Annotated in this window: 14 protein-coding genes; 8 read left to right on the top strand and 6 right to left on the bottom strand. The window is 63.7% G+C overall.

Going from position 1 to position 16656, the window contains the following annotated elements; all coding sequences use genetic code 11:
* Nucleotides 1-81: 81 nt before the first annotated feature.
* On the top strand, nt 82-2391 hold the full coding sequence (locus tag ASD01_RS29735) for a Tex family protein (protein ID WP_034804319.1): 2310 nt from the start codon (nt 82-84) through the stop codon (nt 2389-2391).
* A 195-nt stretch (nt 2392-2586) separates the two neighbouring features.
* Nucleotides 2587-2904, top strand: a complete 318-nt coding sequence (locus tag ASD01_RS29730; protein ID WP_034804097.1) for a hypothetical protein — start codon at nt 2587-2589, stop codon at nt 2902-2904.
* A 33-nt stretch (nt 2905-2937) separates the two neighbouring features.
* On the opposite strand, the gene rkpK is transcribed toward ASD01_RS29730, so the two are convergent.
* The 3 genes from rkpK to ASD01_RS29715 form a co-directional block, all read right to left on the bottom strand.
* Entirely contained in the window at nt 2938-4251 is a 1314-nt protein-coding gene (gene rkpK, locus ASD01_RS29725) for a UDP-glucose 6-dehydrogenase (RefSeq protein WP_034804094.1), read from the bottom strand.
* Between the two features lie 169 nt (nt 4252-4420).
* Nucleotides 4421-5437 (bottom strand): NAD-dependent epimerase, encoded by a 1017-nt coding sequence (locus ASD01_RS29720; protein ID WP_034804092.1) that lies wholly within the window; start codon nt 5435-5437, stop codon nt 4421-4423.
* Between the two features lie 77 nt (nt 5438-5514).
* Nucleotides 5515-5838 (bottom strand): ArsR/SmtB family transcription factor, encoded by a 324-nt coding sequence (locus ASD01_RS29715; protein WP_034804089.1) that lies wholly within the window; start codon nt 5836-5838, stop codon nt 5515-5517.
* 50 nt (nt 5839-5888) lie between these two features.
* Here ASD01_RS29715 and ASD01_RS29710 point away from each other — a divergent pair, with 50 nt between their 5' ends.
* Entirely contained in the window at nt 5889-6371 is a 483-nt protein-coding gene (locus ASD01_RS29710) for an SRPBCC domain-containing protein (RefSeq protein WP_034804086.1), read from the top strand.
* Nucleotides 6372-6474: 103 nt separating this feature from the next.
* On the opposite strand, the gene ASD01_RS29705 is transcribed toward ASD01_RS29710, so the two are convergent.
* Nucleotides 6475-7218, bottom strand: coding sequence for a L,D-transpeptidase (locus ASD01_RS29705; RefSeq protein WP_034804083.1), 744 nt, complete (start codon nt 7216-7218; stop codon nt 6475-6477).
* Nucleotides 7219-7432: 214 nt separating this feature from the next.
* On the opposite strand from ASD01_RS29705, the gene recO reads away from it, so the two are divergent.
* Both recO and ASD01_RS29695 read left to right on the top strand, forming a co-directional pair.
* Nucleotides 7433-8179, top strand: a complete 747-nt coding sequence (recO, locus tag ASD01_RS29700) for a DNA repair protein RecO (RefSeq protein WP_034804316.1) — start codon at nt 7433-7435, stop codon at nt 8177-8179.
* Between the two features lie 16 nt (nt 8180-8195).
* A complete protein-coding gene (locus ASD01_RS29695) occupies nt 8196-8705 on the top strand; it encodes a PaaI family thioesterase (protein WP_034804064.1) in 510 nt (169 codons plus the stop codon).
* 180 nt (nt 8706-8885) lie between these two features.
* Here ASD01_RS29695 and ASD01_RS29690 read toward each other — a convergent pair whose 3' ends face one another.
* A complete protein-coding gene (locus ASD01_RS29690; RefSeq protein WP_034804061.1) occupies nt 8886-10898 on the bottom strand; it encodes a PhoX family protein in 2013 nt (670 codons plus the stop codon).
* A gap of 195 nt (nt 10899-11093) precedes the next feature.
* Here ASD01_RS29690 and ASD01_RS29685 point away from each other — a divergent pair, with 195 nt between their 5' ends.
* From ASD01_RS29685 to ASD01_RS29675, 3 genes are all read left to right on the top strand, one after another.
* Nucleotides 11094-13973 carry a DUF2339 domain-containing protein gene (locus tag ASD01_RS29685; protein WP_051659667.1) on the top strand — a complete coding sequence of 960 codons (2880 nt, stop codon included), beginning with the start codon at nt 11094-11096 and terminating at the stop codon, nt 13971-13973.
* A gap of 6 nt (nt 13974-13979) precedes the next feature.
* On the top strand, nt 13980-14636 hold the full coding sequence (locus ASD01_RS29680) for an HD domain-containing protein (protein WP_034804057.1): 657 nt from the start codon (nt 13980-13982) through the stop codon (nt 14634-14636).
* A gap of 180 nt (nt 14637-14816) precedes the next feature.
* Nucleotides 14817-15668 carry an MOSC domain-containing protein gene (locus ASD01_RS29675; protein ID WP_034804054.1) on the top strand — a complete coding sequence of 284 codons (852 nt, stop codon included), beginning with the start codon at nt 14817-14819 and terminating at the stop codon, nt 15666-15668.
* A 46-nt stretch (nt 15669-15714) separates the two neighbouring features.
* Here ASD01_RS29675 and ASD01_RS29670 read toward each other — a convergent pair whose 3' ends face one another.
* The gene (locus ASD01_RS29670) at nt 15715-16647 is read right to left on the bottom strand and encodes a phytanoyl-CoA dioxygenase family protein (protein ID WP_034804051.1); all 933 of its coding nucleotides are present in this window, start codon (nt 16645-16647) and stop codon (nt 15715-15717) included.
* Nucleotides 16648-16656: the final 9 nt, after the last annotated feature.

The raw sequence follows: 16656 nt of genomic DNA, 5'->3' as shown, positions 1-16656 counted from the left end.
TTTTCCGCTGAAGGCCTTCACTTGGCCTTCAAGGTCTGCGCCTTTATGGTCGCCGATCAACAGCAAAGACGGAATTCCCATATGGCCAGCCCTGCAAAACCCATCGCCGCCATCATCGCCAGCGAAATCAAGGCGACACCTTCGCAGGTCGTTGCGGCGGTCGAGTTGCTCGACGAGGGCGCCACGGTGCCGTTCATCGCGCGTTACCGCAAGGAAGTGACGGGCGGGCTCGACGATACGCAGCTGCGTATGCTTTCGGAACGGCTGACCTATCTGCGCGAACTCGAGGCGCGCCGTGCATCGATCCTCGAATCGATCCGCGGCCAGGACAAGCTGACCGCCGAACTCGAAGCCAAGATCGCCGCCGTCGAAACCAAGGCCGAACTCGAGGACATCTATCTGCCCTATAAGCCAAAGCGCCGCACCAAGGCGGAAATCGCCCGCGAGCGTGGCCTCGGGCCTCTGGCAGAAGCGATCCTTGCTGATCGCTCCATAGCACCTGCCGACCGCGCCGCGGCCTTCCTGACTGCAGAGGTGGCCGATGTGAAGACGGCGCTCGATGGTGCGCGCGATATCATCGCCGAAGGCATGACGGAGAATGCCGATCTGCTCGGCCGCCTGCGCAACCACATGAAGGGGGCCGCCTTCCTGCGCGCCAAGGTCGTCGACGGCAAGCAGGAGGCCGGTGCCAAGTTCTCCGACTACTTCGATCATTCCGAGCGCTGGGCGACGACGCCAGGCCATCGCGCGCTGGCCATGCTGCGCGGCTGGAACGAAGAGGTGCTGTCCGTCGATATCGTCGTCGACCAGGACGATACCTCGCCGGTCAAGCCGGTCGAGCGCATGATCGCCGCCGCCTACAATGTCGGTGGCCACCTGCCGGGCGACAAGTGGCTTGCCGAGATAATCGGCTGGACCTGGCGCGTGAAGCTCTCCATGTCGCTGTCGCTCGATCTCATGCGCGAACTGCGTGAGCGCGCCGAGGAAGAGGCGATCCACGTCTTTGCCCGCAACCTCAAGGATCTGCTGCTGGCCGCACCTGCGGGATCGCGGGCGACCATGGGGCTTGATCCGGGCATCCGCACCGGCGTCAAGGTCGCCATCGTCGACGGCACCGGCAAGTTGCTCGAAACCACAACCGTCTACCCGTTTCCGCCGAAGAACGATGTCCGTGGCACCCAGGCGGAACTCGCTTCGCTCATTCGCAAGCACAAGGTGGAGCTGATCGCCATCGGCAACGGCACCGGCAGCCGCGAAACCGAAAAGCTCGTGACCGACATGCTCTCGCAGCTCCCGGCGCCGAAGCCGACCAAGGTCATCGTTTCCGAGGCCGGCGCCTCGGTTTACTCGGCTTCCGAAACCGCCGCCCTGGAATTCCCGGGTCTTGACGTTTCGCTGCGCGGTGCGGTCTCGATCGCCCGCCGCCTGCAGGATCCGTTGGCCGAACTCGTGAAGATCGAGCCGAAGTCGATCGGCGTCGGCCAGTACCAGCACGATGTCGACCAGTCGAAGCTCAGCCGTTCGCTGGATGCGGTGGTGGAAGACGCGGTGAATGCCGTCGGCGTCGACGTCAACACGGCTTCTGCGCCGCTGCTGGCGCGCGTTTCAGGCCTCGGCAAATCCTCCGCCGAGGCGATCGTCGCTCATCGCGATGCGACCGGCCCGTTTGCGAGCCGCAAGGAACTGTTGAACGTGCCACGGCTCGGCGCGCGCACCTTCGAGCAGTGCGCGGGCTTCCTGCGCATTCCCAACGGCAAAGAGCCGCTCGACGCCTCGTCGGTCCACCCGGAGGCCTATGGTGTCGCCAAGAAGATCGTTGCTGCCTGTGGTCGCGACGTACGTGCGCTGATGGGCGACAGCGTCGCGCTGAAGAGCCTCGATCCGAAGGTTTTCGTCGACGAGCGCTTCGGCTTGCCAACGGTCAAGGACATCCTTGCGGAACTGGAAAAGCCCGGTCGCGACCCGCGCCCGAGCTTCAAGACCGCGACCTTCGCCGACGGTATCGACGACATCAAGGACCTGAAGGTCGGCATGCAGCTCGAGGGCACCGTGACCAATGTCGCCGCCTTCGGCGCCTTCGTCGACATCGGCGTGCACCAGGACGGCCTCGTGCACGTGTCCCAGCTCGCGGACCGCTTCGTCAAGGATCCGCATGAGGTGGTAAAGGCCGGCGATGTGGTGACCGTTCGTGTCACGGAGGTCGATGTTCCGCGCAAGCGGATCGGCCTCACCATGCGCAAGGATGGTGGCGCCGAGACGGGCCGCGAGCCGCGGTCGGGCGCGCCGGGCGGCAACAACAATCGTGGTCCCGCCCCGCGCCAGCAGAAGCCGAAGCAACCGGCTCAGGGCGCCTTCGGTGCGGCGCTGATGGAAGCGATGAAGCGCAAATAGGGCAGGCCTTCGCCGCGGGCGCATCCGGCGCCTGCGGCCGCATGCTCTATAAATTAGCTAATTGTAATAATCCGGCCTTTCCACCATACTGACCGCAGGGCGGCGCGGACATATTGTGCCCATGCCGCAGCCGGCCGGCGACGGAAAGGTCAACGCAAACTCCTTCGCCGGGCGTCCGGTGAAAGGAGTTCGGTGATGGTGGGCAGTGCGATCCGCGGCCTGGCATTGGTCGCCCTCTTGGCGGCGGGCGTGGCGGCGCGTCCCGTTCCCGCGATCTCCCAGGCTCCGGTCAATTGTGCCGACCGGTCCGAAGTGATCGCGTTTCTGACGCGGCAATATCAAGAGAAGCAGGCGGCAACCGCGCTGATCAACCAGCAGGCGATCATGGAGATCTACGCTGCCGACAACGGCAGCTGGACGCTGATCGTCACCGACGTCAATGGGCGAAGCTGCGTCATCCTCGCCGGCAAGAGCTGGGAAACCCTGCCACCCTTGCCGATACCGAAAGCCTAGCTTCTTGGGGCTGAGCGGGCGCAGCCGCTCCTGTCAGAGCGACCGGCCGACGCTCGAATAGCTGAAGCCGTGCTTCACCACCTCGTCCTCGCGGTAAATGTTCCTGAGGTCGACGAGAATGGGTGTCTTCATCACGGTCTTGAGCCGGCGGAAATCAAGCGCCCGGAACTCGTTCCATTCGGTAACGATGACCAGCGCATCGGCTTCGTTGGCGGCCTCGTAGGGGTCGCCGGCGTAGTCGATCCCGTCGATCACCTTCTTCGCGTTTTCCATGCCCTCCGGATCATAGCCGATGACATGGGCGCCAGCGTCCTGCAGCGTCTGGACGACCACGATCGCCGGGCTGTCGCGCATGTCGTCGGTGTTGGGCTTGAAAGTGAGGCCGAGGATCGCGATCTTGCGGCCGCGCACGTCCCCGCCGGCCGCTGCGATGACCTTGCGGCCCATGGCCCGCTTGCGGTTGTCGTTGACGGCCACCGTCGTCTCGACCAGTCGCACCGGGCTGTCATAATCCTGCGCGGTCTTCACCAGCGCCAGGGTGTCCTTCGGGAAGCACGATCCGCCGTAACCTGGACCGGCATGCAGGAATTTCGAGCCAATTCGGCCATCGAGGCCGATGCCGCGGGCGACATCCTGGACATTGGCACCGACCCGCTCGCAGAGATCCGCCATCTCGTTGATGAAGGTGATCTTCATCGCGAGGAACGCATTGCCGGCATATTTGATCAGCTCGGACGTGCGGCGCGAGGTGAAGACCAGCGGCGACTGGTTGAGATAGAGCGGACGATAGACCTCGGTCATCACGTCCCGTGCCCGCGCGTCGTCGCCCGAAAGGCCGATGACGATGCGGTCGGGCCGCTTGAAGTCCTCGATCGCGGCACCCTCGCGCAGGAATTCCGGGTTGGAAACGACGGCGAAATCGGCGTCCGGATTGGTTTCGCGGATGATGCGCTCGACCTCGTCGCCGGTGCCGACCGGAACGGTCGATTTCGTCACGATCACGGTGAACCCCTTGAGGTTCTCGGCAATCTCGCGCGCAGCCGCATGCACATACGAAAGGTCGGCATGGCCGTCACCGCGCCGTGACGGCGTGCCGACCGCAATGAAGATGACATCGCTGTCGGCGACGGCGGCAACGAGATCAGTCGTGAAGGTAAGGCGGCCCGAAGCGACGTTGCTGGCCACCAACTGGTCGAGACCGGGTTCGAAGATCGGAATGCGCCCCTGCATCAAGGCGTCGATCTTGCTCTCATCCTTGTCGAGACAAACGACGTCGTGACCGAAGTCCGCAAAACACACGCCGGAAACAAGGCCAACATAGCCGGCGCCGATCATCGTGATTTTCATAGGCTCTTTCCCTTGTTGTGTTCCACAGCGAGCTCAGTTCATAGAACGTGCAATTGCGTATTTTTGCAATTGCTTATGCGCTCAGGTTCGCACCCATTTATGCTCGATTGCGCTTAAAGCAAGCCGTCCCGCCAGCAGAATAATCCGTGGGGAGTAGCTGGTGAGCGGCTCACCGGTTCGCGTTGTAGTAATCCTTGTACCAGGCAGCGAAGCGCGCCACGCCCTCTTCGACAGAAAGCGAGGGCTTGAAATTGGTCAGCGCTTCGAGAAGGTGGGGGGAGGCGTAGGTGCGGGGCACATCGCCCTGCTGCATCGGCAGCATGTTGCGCACCGCCGGCTTGCCGACCGCCTTCTCGACCGTTTCGACGAAGGTCATCAGTTCGACCGGCTGCCCGCCGCCGATGTTGACTACGCGGAAAGGCCCCTGGCGCGAGAGCGTGTCCTCGGCCTTTTCCTCCGCCACGCGGTTTTCTTCCGCCGGCGCCACATGGGAAAGCCGGAGAATGCCCTCGACCAGGTCGTCGATATAGGTGAAGTCGCGGCTCATGCGGCCTTCGCCATAGATATCGATCGGCTGTCCCTTGTGGATGGCATCGACGAACTTGAACAACGCCATGTCGGGCCGCCCCCAGGGGCCGTAGACCGTGAAGAAGCGGAAGGCAGTGGTCGGCACCTTGTAGAGATGGGCATAGCTGTGCGCCATCAGCTCCATCGACTTCTTGGTGGCGGCATAGAGCGTCATCGGCTCGTCGGCACGGTCGGTTTCGGCAAACGGGATTTTTTCGTTGGCGCCGTAGATCGAGGAGGTCGAGGCCAGCATCAGGTGCTTAGGGTTAAGCTCCCGCGCCAGTTCCAGCATGTTCCAGGAGCCGACCAGGTTGGAATCCACATAGGCCTTCGGGTTCTCGAGGCTGTAGCGCACACCCGCCTGGGCGGCGAGGTGGATGATGACTTCGGGTTCGGCGAGCTCGGCCGCCCGGCGCAGCGCGTCTCTGTCCTCAAGCATGCCGACGACGGGCTTGAAGCCGTTCGAGCGAGCGAGGATCGCGTGCCGATTCTCTTTCAGCGTAACGTCGTAATAGGGGGTCATCCCGTCGAAGCCGACAACGAAATGCCCTTCGTCGATCAGCCGCTTGGCGAGGTGAAAGCCGATGAAGCCTGCGGTGCCGGTGATGAGGTAGCGCACGACGATGTCCCCAATTTACGTATCGGCCGTTCATACGAAGAAAGCCGATCGATTGAAAGCCGAAACCATCGGTCTGGTTACCGGTCGAGGTCCTGTTGCAGGGCGGACAGCACCGACATCGCATGGCCGGCATACTGGCTGATCCAGCGATCATGGATCGCCTGGATCGGCAATGCGTTCAGATGGTTCCAGCGTTCACGCCCCTCGCGGCGGACGAGTACGAGCTCGGCCTGCTCAAGGACTTTCAGGTGCTGCATGACCGTACAGCGGTCGAGATTGCTGAAGCGCTCGCAGAGCATGCCGGTGGTCTGCGGCTCCTGGCGCATGGCGTCGAGCATCTGCCGGCGCAGCCCGTTGGCGAGCGCCTTGAATACCAGGTCGTCTTTCGAATCGGTTGACATGTTATGTTTCTATAACATACTCTTGTTGGCCCCGACAGGAGGAATACGCCATGCCCTTTGAATTTCGTGTGAACGGACGGATCGGCCGCCCTGTCGCCCAGGTATTTGATGCGGTCGTCAATCCGGACCAGCTCAGCCGCTACTTCGTGACGCTCGGCGGCATCAGCGGGCCGCTGGTGGCCGGCGCAACCGTGACCTGGTGGGGCGAGGTGCCGATCCAGGTGGAGGTGGTCGAGCCCAACGAGCGTATCGTCTTTTGCTGGGGCGCCATGGTCGCCGAGGGCGAAGATGCCTACCAGACCCGTGTGGAGATGCGCTTCCAGCCGCTGGAGGATGGCGCCACGATGGTGACGATCGCCGAAACCGGCTGGCGCGAGAACGCGCAGGGGCAGAAGAGCTCCTACGTCAACTGCGAGGGCTGGTCGCAGATGCTCGCCTGTATGAAGGCCTGGCTCGAATACGGCATCAACCTGCGCGACGGCTATTACCTCAGCGAACTCTCAGGCAAGCCGGCGCTCGAGCCGCAGGCCTAGCCGGCCGGTCGTCTGCAGTGCGGCGCCGACTTGAGCGACGGGCGTTAATGTGCCTGAATGCGCCGGGCGTCACTGAGGTGCGCTCGGCTGAGCATTCGGCGTCTCAATACATCGGAGGAAGGCCGCCATTGGCGGCGCTCGCCATAGGAATGCCGCCGGCCGGCTCTGTCATCGGCGGTTCGGCCTGCAGCACGACGACGCGCGAATCGACCGGTACGCGGCTGTAGAGGTCGATGATATCGGGATTGAAGAGACGGATGCAGCCGCTGGACACGGCCTTGCCGATCGACCAGGCCTCGGTCGTGCCGTGGATGCGAAACAGCGTGTCGCGGTTGCCCTGGAATAGATAGAGCGCGCGGGGGCCAAGCGGGTTGCGCACGCCCGGCTCCATGCCGCCGGCAAGCGGGCCGTAACGTTCCGGCTCGCGCGCCACCATCTCTTGCGTAGGCGTCCAGCGCGGCCATTCGGCCTTGCGCGCGATCCGCGCTTCACCTTCGAACTCAAGGCCGGCCTTGCCGACGCCGATGCCGTAGCGCATCGCCATGCCGCCATCCTGCACGAGGTAGAGGAAGCGGTTCTGGGTATCGATCACGATCGTGCCCGGCGGCTCATGCGTCTGGTAGGCGACCTGCTGGCGCAGATAGCGCTTGTCGACCTTGCTGATGTCGATGGCATCCAGTGGGAATTTCTCGTTCGGCAGCGGGCCGTACATCGCCACGTAGTATGGATCCGGTCCCTTCGGCTTGGCTGGCCCCGACGTGGTGACGCAGCTTGCGAGCGTCGAGGTGGCGAGAAGAAGGGCGAAGAGCTGCGCCAGGCGGCCGGCGCTGTTCCGGGACACACACATAATAAAGTTTTGATCCTGCTGATTGTCATTTTCGGGCGGGAGACACGGCTTTTGCCGCCCTTCCGTTCTAATGTCAAAGACGGCGTCGGGGCGGCGACAGCATGTCGCAAATGAGGCAACCATTAGGTGTGGCCGAAAGGCTACAGTCGGCAATGGTGTTTTGCTTCCGCAAGACAGCTTGATCCGCTTTCGACCACGGGTGTATGCCATAGCCATGCAATGGAGCGATCAGGCCATCATTCTCGGGATCCGGCGGCACGGCGAAAGCTCGGCCATCGTCGAGGTCATGAGCGAAACCCACGGCCGGCATCTCGGCATGGTGCGCTCGGGGCGTTCGCGCACGATGCAGCCGGTGCTGCAGCCGGGCAACTCGGTGGAGGTCACCTGGCGCGCCCGGCTCGACGAGCACATGGGCGAATTCCGGATCGAACCGGTGGAGCTGCGGGCCGCCCGGCTGATGGAAACGGCAACCTCGGTCTATGGTATCCAGGCGCTCGGCGCTCTCCTTAGGCTGCTTCCCGAGCGCGACCCGCATCCGCATCTCTATGAGGCGCTGGCCGTCATCGTCGACCATCTGGCCGATCCCGCCGACGCCGGCGAATTGTTCGTCCGTTTCGAACTCGCAGTCCTCAACGACCTCGGCTTCGGGCTCGATCTCACGGAATGCGTGGCGACGGGCGCCCGCACCGAGCTCGTTTACGTCTCGCCGAAATCGGGCAGGGCGGTCTGCCGGGAGGCCGGAGAGCGTTATGCCGACCGCATGTTGGCGTTGCCGGACTTCCTTTCGGCCGAAGCGCGAAGGGCTGCGGATCACGACAGCCTCGCCGCCGCCTTCCGCCTGACCGCCTTCTTCCTCCACCGCCATGTCTATGAGCCGCGCGGCCTCGACGTTTCTTCCGCCCGCGACGGTTTCGTCCATGCGGCGCTGAAGGCGCTGAAAGCGCAATCCTCAGCCGCCTGATTCCCAGGAGTTATCGATGTACCAAGAGCTTTATCCCGGCATGTCCGTATCCGGCGTCGGCGTGCTGTCGCTCGACCGCGTCGCCCGCGATGGCGGTCTCAAGGCAATGCAGGATCTTTTGAGCGGCGAGCTGCCGGCGCCGCCGATGTCGAAGACGCTGAAGTTCGGGTTGAGCGAAGTCGAGGAGGGTCGGGTGGTCTTCAAGGGGCTGCCGACCGAGGAACACCTCAATCCGCTTGGCACAGTGCATGGCGGATGGACGGCAACGATCATGGATTCGGCCCTCGGCTGCGCTGTCTTCACCACCGTCAAACCTGGGGAGGCCTATACGACGGTCGAGTTCAAGGTGAACCTCGTGCGGCCGCTGCTGCCCGATATGGGCGAGGTCTTCTGCGAGGGGCGCATCGTGCATCGTGGCCGCACCATCGCGACCTCCGAAGCCTGGCTGCGCGACCGCAACGGCAAGCTGCTCGCCCACGGCACCGAAACCTGCGCCATCTTCCCGATCGACAATCTCAGGCGTTAAAGCAATTCCAGGAAAAGTGCGAAGCGGTTTTCCGTCCGGAATTGCGTCACTTCAAGCTGAGCAATTCCAGGAAAAGTGCGAAGCGGTTTTCCGCCCGGAATTGCGTCGGTCAAGCAATGTCGGAAGCAAGAAACGCCGCGCAGAATGGCGCGGCGTTCCTTTTTGTAATCGCAGTCCTGATCAGCCGATGCGGCCGCCGCCCTGCTTCGTTACGGCGACGACAGCCGGGCGTACCGGCATGTCGTCCTGGAAGTCCGGCCAGCGGGTGGCCGGCGTCTCGTAAGTTGCAAGGCCGGCGTCGCCGGGGTGCTGGACGGCGAGGAAAAATGTGTCCGAGGTCGGGTTGAAGCAGGGGCCGCACATTTCGGCGCCGACCGGCACGCGGAAGAAGAGCTTCGACGTGCCGCGGGCGGCGCCGTCCGTGTCGATCGCCCAGATACCGTCGGTGCGGCCGGTGTCCTTCTCGTTGTTGCCGTCGGTCGATACCCAGAGGCGGCCATCGGTGTCGATGGCGCAATTGTCGGGCATGCCGAACCAGCCGTTCTTGGTGGTGGCGGTCGAGAACGAAGCGCCGACCTCGGCAACGCTCGGATCGCCGCACTTCAAGAGAACGTCCCAGCGGCTCTTCAGCGACGCGAAGTCGCCGTCGGTCTCGGTGATCTCGACGATGTGGCCGAAGGCGTTCTTGGCGCGCGGGTTGGCCGCGTCGACTTCTTCGGCCTTGCGCTTGGTGTTGTTGGTCAGCATCACGTAGACCTTGCCCGTCTTCGGGTTCGGCTGAACGTCTTCCGGACGGTCCATCTTGGTGGCACCGAGCGCGTCGGAGGCAAGACGGGTGTTGATCAGCACGTCCGCCTGCGAGGCAAAGCCGTTGGCTTCGGTCAGCGGGCCTTCGCCGTGCGTCAGCGGCATCCAGGTGACGGAGCCGTCTTCGTCGAACTTGGCGACATAGAGCGTGCCCTCGTCGAAGAGGTCCATGTTGGCGGCGCGATCGTCAGGGTTGAAAGTGCCCTTGGTCACGAACTTGTAGACATAGTCGTAGCGCTCGTCGTCGCCGGAATAGAGCACGACGCGGCCGTCCTTGTTGACGATCGATTCGCAGCCTTCGTGCTTGAAACGGCCGAGGGCTGTGCGCTTCTTCGGCACCGACGTCGGATCAAGCGCGTCGACCTCGACGATCCAGCCGAAGCGATTGGCTTCGTTCGGCTCTTTGGAGACGTCGAAACGGTCGTAGAAGGACGCCCATTCATACTGGCCGCCCGGTGCGCCCAGCCGCTTCAGCTGCTTGTATTCCGGATGGTTCTCGGCAATCTCGCCGCCGAAATAGCCGTTGAAGTTTTCTTCGGCCATCATGTAGGTGCCCCAGGCGGTGACGCCGCCGGCGCAGTTGTTGAGCGTGCCGAACACCTTTTTGCCGGTCGGGTCGGACGGCGTCTTCAGGCGGTCGTGACCGGCGGCCGGGCCGGTGATCTGCATCTCGGTGTTGACGGTGATGCGACGGTTGTTCTTGCCGTCGAGAACCGGCTGCCACTTGCCGTCGACCTTGCGGATCTCGATGATCGTGCCGCCATGTGCGGCCATCTCGATGTCGACCAGCTCCTTGCTGTATTCGCCGAGAACGACCTTCTCTTCCTCGACTTCCTTGCCGTCCTTCGTCACCTTTTCCTTCACGACGCTGGCGAAGGCCGGGAACATCAGTTCGGCATTGGTGTATTCGTGGTTGACGACGAGCAGGCCGTGGTCGGCGCTGCCGTCGAGCGGGATGAAGCCAACATAGTCGTTGTTGTAGCCGAACAGCTTTTCCTGGGCAGCGGCCGTCTGGTTCTTCGGGTCGAACTCCGGGCTGTCGGCGAAGATCTTGTCGCCCCAGCGAAGCAGGACGTCGGCATCGTAACCTTCGGCGACCTGGTGCTTTTCGTCGACGCCGGCTTCGATCTCGGTAAAGTCGAAGCGCGAACCGTCCTCGGCGCGTGCCTCTTCGGCGGTCAGGAGAGCGAGCGGGCTGACGGTGGTCGAGATCGCGGCAACTGCCAGCGAGCCGCCGATGAACGACCGGCGCGAGAAGCGGCGGTGGATGATGTCGCCCATTGTCGGATTGGCGGAACAGTTGTGGCCGACGTCTTCCAGCTCTTCCCTGCGTTCCGTCAGCGTCTTGAATTCGGTCTCTTCCGTCTGGCCGAGATGCTTGTCCATGATCGGGTCTCCTGGTTGAACGATGGAAACCACCGCGCAAGGCAGCGGTGTTCATCCGCCTGTACCAGCTGCCCCATGACAGTTCTGCGACATTTCCGTGAAGAGATTACAGCGCTCGGCCGTCTATAGATTTGGCGCTTGCATAAAAGTCTGTATGGTTGCGCGCGCCGGCGATTGCGACTGCCAGGGGAAAGTATGTTCGAACTTATTGCTTTAGCTGCCTTTATTCTGGCCCTGTCCGCCTATCTCGGCAACCGAAGGACGACCGAGCGTCTTGGTGCCGAACTCGCCGCCCTCAAGGCGGAGGTCGTGGCGCTGAGGGCCGCTCCGGGCGGAGGCGCCCCGGCTGAAACGGCGACCGAGGCGTTTGCGGCTGCGGACGAGTTGCCGGCCATGTCGGAGACGCCGGAGCCAGAGACGCTGGACGATGCCGCTGCCGCCTTCTCGGCCAGTGCGCGCGAGGGCGCGCGGATTTTCGGCGATGCGGAAGGAGCCGCGGCCAAAATCGAGGGCGAGGAGACGATCGCTGCCAGCACGGAAGCACCGCAGCCGGTCGCAACCGTACCCCGTCAGACCGAAAGCCTGGAAAGTCGCCTCGGCGCCCGTTGGGCCGTCTGGGTTGGCGGCATCGCGTTGGCGCTCGGCGGCGTCTTCATGGTCAAGTATTCAATCGATGCCGGGCTGTTGAGCCCGGCGGTTCGCCTGACGCTTGCTGCCTTGTTCGGCCTCCTGCTGATGGCGGCGGGCGAGGTCATCCGTCGGCGCGCGGTGCCCGTGATCGCCAACGAATTCCAGAACGCCATGATCCCCGGCATCCTGACGGCGGCCGGTGCCGTCACCCTCTTCGGGGTCGCCTATGCCGCCTATGGCATCTACGACTATATCGGCACGGGCACGGCCTTCGTTCTCCTGGCGGCGATTTCGCTCGCCACTGTTGGTCTGTCGCTGCTGCATGGGCAGGCGCTCGCTGGCCTCGGCCTGCTTGCCTCGCTGATCACGCCGGCGCTGGTTTCGAGCAACGAACCGCGCCCCTGGGTTCTTTTCGGCTTCCTCGCGATCGTTTGGCTCGCGACCCTGCTTGCATCGCGGCTGCGCCGATGGACCGTAGTGCCGACGCTTGCCAATGTTGGCATAGGGCTCTGGGGCCTTGCCTATGTCGCTGCGGCATCGCCCTTCGAAGCACGGCCGGTCGCTTTCGTCCTACTTGTGATGATCGCCGGCATCGGACTTATCTGGCCTGCCGCCATCGAACGGGAGCCAGTGGCAGAAGCGCGCGAAGTGCGTGATGCGACTGAAGGGTCCGAAATGCTGGAGCCGACCGAAGCGACAACCCGACCCCGGGCCGTCGTCGGGCCATGGGAACGCCTGTTCGTTCCACCGCACGCGGCAATCTCCATTTCGGCCGCGATCGTCGTCACCATGCTTGCGCTCCTCCTCATCAGCCCGGCAGTCTATGCGGTCCGCTTTCCGGTGGCGGAGTTTGCAGTTGTCGTTGCGGCGCTGGCGGCGTTGGGCGCCTGGCGGACAACGGCAGTCTATCCCGCCGTGCTTTCAGCGGTCGGCGCTGTTGCTGGCGTCTGGAGCCTGACGGCGCTGAGCGGCGTGCTCGCCTATCTCGATCCCTCGCTGGCCGACGCTCTTCCGGCAGTCGTCCTGCCCGGGCGCACCGCGATGATCACCGCAATGCTGCTTGCGACGCTGTTCGTCGCACTCGGCGGTTTCGTGCTGTCGCGCCGGCTCGTCGCCCATCCGCAATATTCGACACTCTGGGCGGGCATCGCCGCGGTCGTTCCGGTCGCGCTCGTCGCGATGTCGTTCCTGATGACCGGCAACTATTCCTTCGACCTGCCGCACGGCCTGTTCTCACTCGTCGCCGGGGCGGCGCTGTTGGCGCTTGCGGACTGGCTCTACCGCCGCGAAAGCGAGGCGATGGCGCGCGATACGGCGGCCGGCTTGCTGGTGGCCGGCTCCTTCACCTTTCTCGTGTTTGCCCTCCACGCCTGGACGGACGGGCTGGTCACGACGCTTGCGATCGCCGTGCTTGGAACGGCCTATGCGCTCGCCACGCGGATCCGCACCTGGCCGATCCTGCCGTGGATGACTGGTGCAGCTGCCGTCGTCGTACTCGGGCGCATCGCCTGGGAGCCGACGATCGTCGGTGCCGGCAATCTCGGCACCACGCCCGTCTTCAATGCGCTGCTGCCGGGCTACGGCATTCCCGCCGTGCTGCTTGCGGGCTCCGCCTATTTCCTGAGATCCTGGCCAGGCACGCGGGTGCGCAACCTGCTGCAGGCGCTTGCCAGCCTTTTCGTGCTGTTGACGCTCGCGATCCTGGTGCGCCATGCGATGAACGGCGGCGTGCTCGACAGCGCGGTGCCGACCCTCGGCGAGCAGTCGATCTACACGCTGCTGGCAATCGGCGCCTCGGCGATCTTCATGAGCCTCGACATGAAATCACCGAGCCCGGTCTTCCGCTACGGCGGCATGGGCCTCGGCGTGCTCTCGATGCTGTCGGTGCTTTCGGCGCATCTCCTCGGCCTCAACCCCTATTTCAGCGGCGAACTGCTGGGGCGTATCCCGTTCTTCGACCTGCTGTTGATCGGTTATCTGTTACCGGGGCTCGGCTATGCGGGGCTCGCCTGGTATGCACGCGACAAGCGGCCCTTGCCCTATGTCATGGCACTTGCGGTCAGCGGCGCGGTGCTTGCTTTCGCCTGGGCAAGCCTCACGGTGCGCCGTGTCTGGCAGGGGGAAAACATTGCGGACTGGAAGGGCTTTCTGCAGGGCGAGACCTACACCTATTCGGTCGTCTGGCTGCTGCTCGGCGTGCTGCTGCTGGTGCTCGGCTCGCGCTTCCATGCCAAGAGCATCCGCATCGCGTCGGCCGTTCTGGTCTTCGTTGCCGTGCTGAAGGTGTTCCTGATCGACATGTCCAACCTCGAAGGTTTCCTGCGGGCTCTGTCCTTCATCGGCCTTGGCGGGGTATTGATCGGGATAGGGCTCTTCTACCAGAAGATCTTGTCCGGCGTTGGCGCTGCACCGACGGCGCCGGCAAAGCCTGCCGAACAGCAATAGGACATCATGACAGAGATTTCGAAACTCGCGGCCGCCTTCGCGCCGCATGAGGAACTTGCGGCGGCGTTGCTGCCGCATGCCTTCGCCGCCGATGACGGCTCGCACGATGCCGCACATCTGATCCGTGTCTGGAAGAATGCCGCCCGCATCCAGGCGGAGGAGGGCAGTGAGGCGCGTTTGCTCGCCGCCGCGGTGCTGCTGCATGACTGCGTCTCGGTCGAGAAGAACTCGCCCCTGCGCACGCAGGCATCACGACTGGCGGCCGAAAAGGCGACGGGCATTCTGAAAGATCTCGGTTGGGGCACGGATGAGATTGCCGCGGTGGCGCACGCCATCCTGACGCACAGCTTCTCGGCGAACATCCCGCCGGAAACCCTGGAGGCGAAGATCCTTCAGGATGCCGATCGGCTGGATGCGATCGGCATGGTCGGCGCTGCCCGCTGCTTCTACATCGCCGGGCGCATGGGCAGCGGCCTTTACGACCCGCTCGATCCGTTGGCTGAGGCGCGGGCGCTCGATGACAAGGCCTTCGCCATCGATCATTTCGAGACCAAGCTCTTCCGGCTCGCTGACGGGTTCAAGACCGAGGCCGGCCGCCGTCTGGCTCACGAGCGTGAGCAGCGGCTACGCGACGTACTCGCCATGATGCTGGATGAAATCTAGTTGCCGGGAAGGGCGTGGGGCGCTTTTCTGCGAGCGATTGTGCCGCGCCGATTGCACCGGAACATTTCTCCGTTTCCATCAAGCCGAGAAATGATCTAGGCCTTTCAACGGATTGCAGCCGCCCGGTGAATCGGATCGTCAGGCGCTTGAATCAGTTTTTGAAGATGGAAGGAACTGTCCATGAAGGTGACCGGCCTCAACATTCATCCGCTGAAGAGCGGTCGCGCGATTGCCCGCGAGACGGTCTCGGTCAATCTCGACGGCGTCGAGGGTGACCGGCGTTTCATGCTGATCCAGCCGGATGGGCGCTTTATCACCCAGCGCGAACTGCAGACATTGGCGCAGGTTGAGGCGAGCCACATCGATGGCGGCGTGCACCTGAGGATGGGTGAGCGGGAGATCTCCGTCCGCTTCGATCCGGACCGTCGTCTGAACGTCGTCGTTTGGGGCAGCGAGGTCGATGCCGCCGTGTCGGATGAAACGACGGACGAGGTTCTCTCTTCATGGTTCGGCCGCCCGGTCAGGCTCGCCCATATGGACGCCTCGGCCGAACGGCTCGTCGGCGCCGAATGGGCAGGAGCGGCCGCACCCGTCGGCTTTGCCGATGGCTTTCCGATCCTGATCACGACCACGGGTTCGCTTGCCGATCTCAACCGGACGCTCGCCGAAAAGGGCCAGGAACCGGTCGGCATGGAACGGTTCCGCACCAACATCCTCGTCGACTGCGATGAAGCCTGGGAGGAGGATTTCTGGGAGAGCGTCGAGATCGGCGGCATCCGCTTCGATCTCGTCAAACCCTGCTCGCGCTGCATCATGACGACCCAGGACCAGATCACCGGCGAGCGCATCGGCGGCAATCCGATCCAGGGGTTGGCGGAGAAGCGCATGTCGGCCGACCGCCGCGTGACCGGCGTGCTCTTCGGCTGGAATGCGGTGCCGCGCAGCGAAGGCACCGTGAAGCTCGGCGATGAGGTCAAGATCATCGGCCGACGCGGCGAGCGCTGGCCGATGAAGGTGCGTGCTTCGGCTTAGTTCAGAAGCAATTCCGGACGGAAACGATCTCACGCGTTTCTCGGTATCAAGCCCAGGGCGTGATACCGAGAAGCTTGGCGCCCAGATCCGAAAGGCTGGCGGGGGAGGCGTTGTGCTTTTCCCATTCGCGCGGGTCGCCGGGAAAGGCGTCGCGCTTCGGATGGTCGAGCTCGCGCCACAGGTGCACCCGTTCCTCGCGCTCGGCGACATTGCCCCATTCTGCCGGATGCATCGAAATGTACTGCGCCATGCGCACGCGGCCATCGGAATGATTGGGCCGCACGCCGTGGGCCAGCAGGCTGTTGAAGATCATCAGGTCGCCGGCCTCCATCTCGATGTTGACGGTCGAAAGACCGGTCATGTCGGGGTGCATCGGGTCGCGGTCGGCGCTTTGAGTCTTCTCCCAGCTTTCGAAGTTTTCGAACAGTTCCGGCACGCATTGGAAGCCGCCGACGTCGCCGTCCTGCTTCTTGAGGCTGAGCACGCCCTGAACGCCGATCGGCAGCGGCCGGATTGAGGTGTCGACGTCCCAATGTATGAAGCCGTTGGGATTGCCCTTGACCTTCTTCGGTGGGTTGAGGTTGGCGCGGTCGATCGTCACCCACAGGTCTTCGCGGTCCCAGATGTCGACGAAGGCGCCGTAGATGCGCGGCTCCTGGCGGTTGTCCCAGAGATACTGGTGATTGTAGATCTCCAGCATGCCGGTGTTGTTGAGTTCCTTCATCTTGTGCTCGCGTCGCTGCGGCGCATACCAGGTCGAAGGGTCGGCCGGATCCTTTTCGTCGAAGCGCCAGAGCAACTCGACGAGCCGCTCGACATTGGTCGCCGGTACCGCCTGACGGACGATGACGTAGCCCTTGGTGATCCAGTGCTGCCAGTCCGCTTCCGAAAGCACGCGCAGAGGCAGCCGCTTCCGGATGTCCTTCAGTTGAATATCGAGATGGGCCGCCGTCGGGTGACTGTCTCTGAGTGGCTGCATGTGGATCTC

It is taken from the genome of Ensifer sp. Root423 (assembly GCF_001426275.1).
Taxonomy (GTDB): domain Bacteria; phylum Pseudomonadota; class Alphaproteobacteria; order Rhizobiales; family Rhizobiaceae; genus Ensifer; species Ensifer adhaerens.
This window is presented reverse-complemented; position numbering and strand designations above follow the sequence as displayed.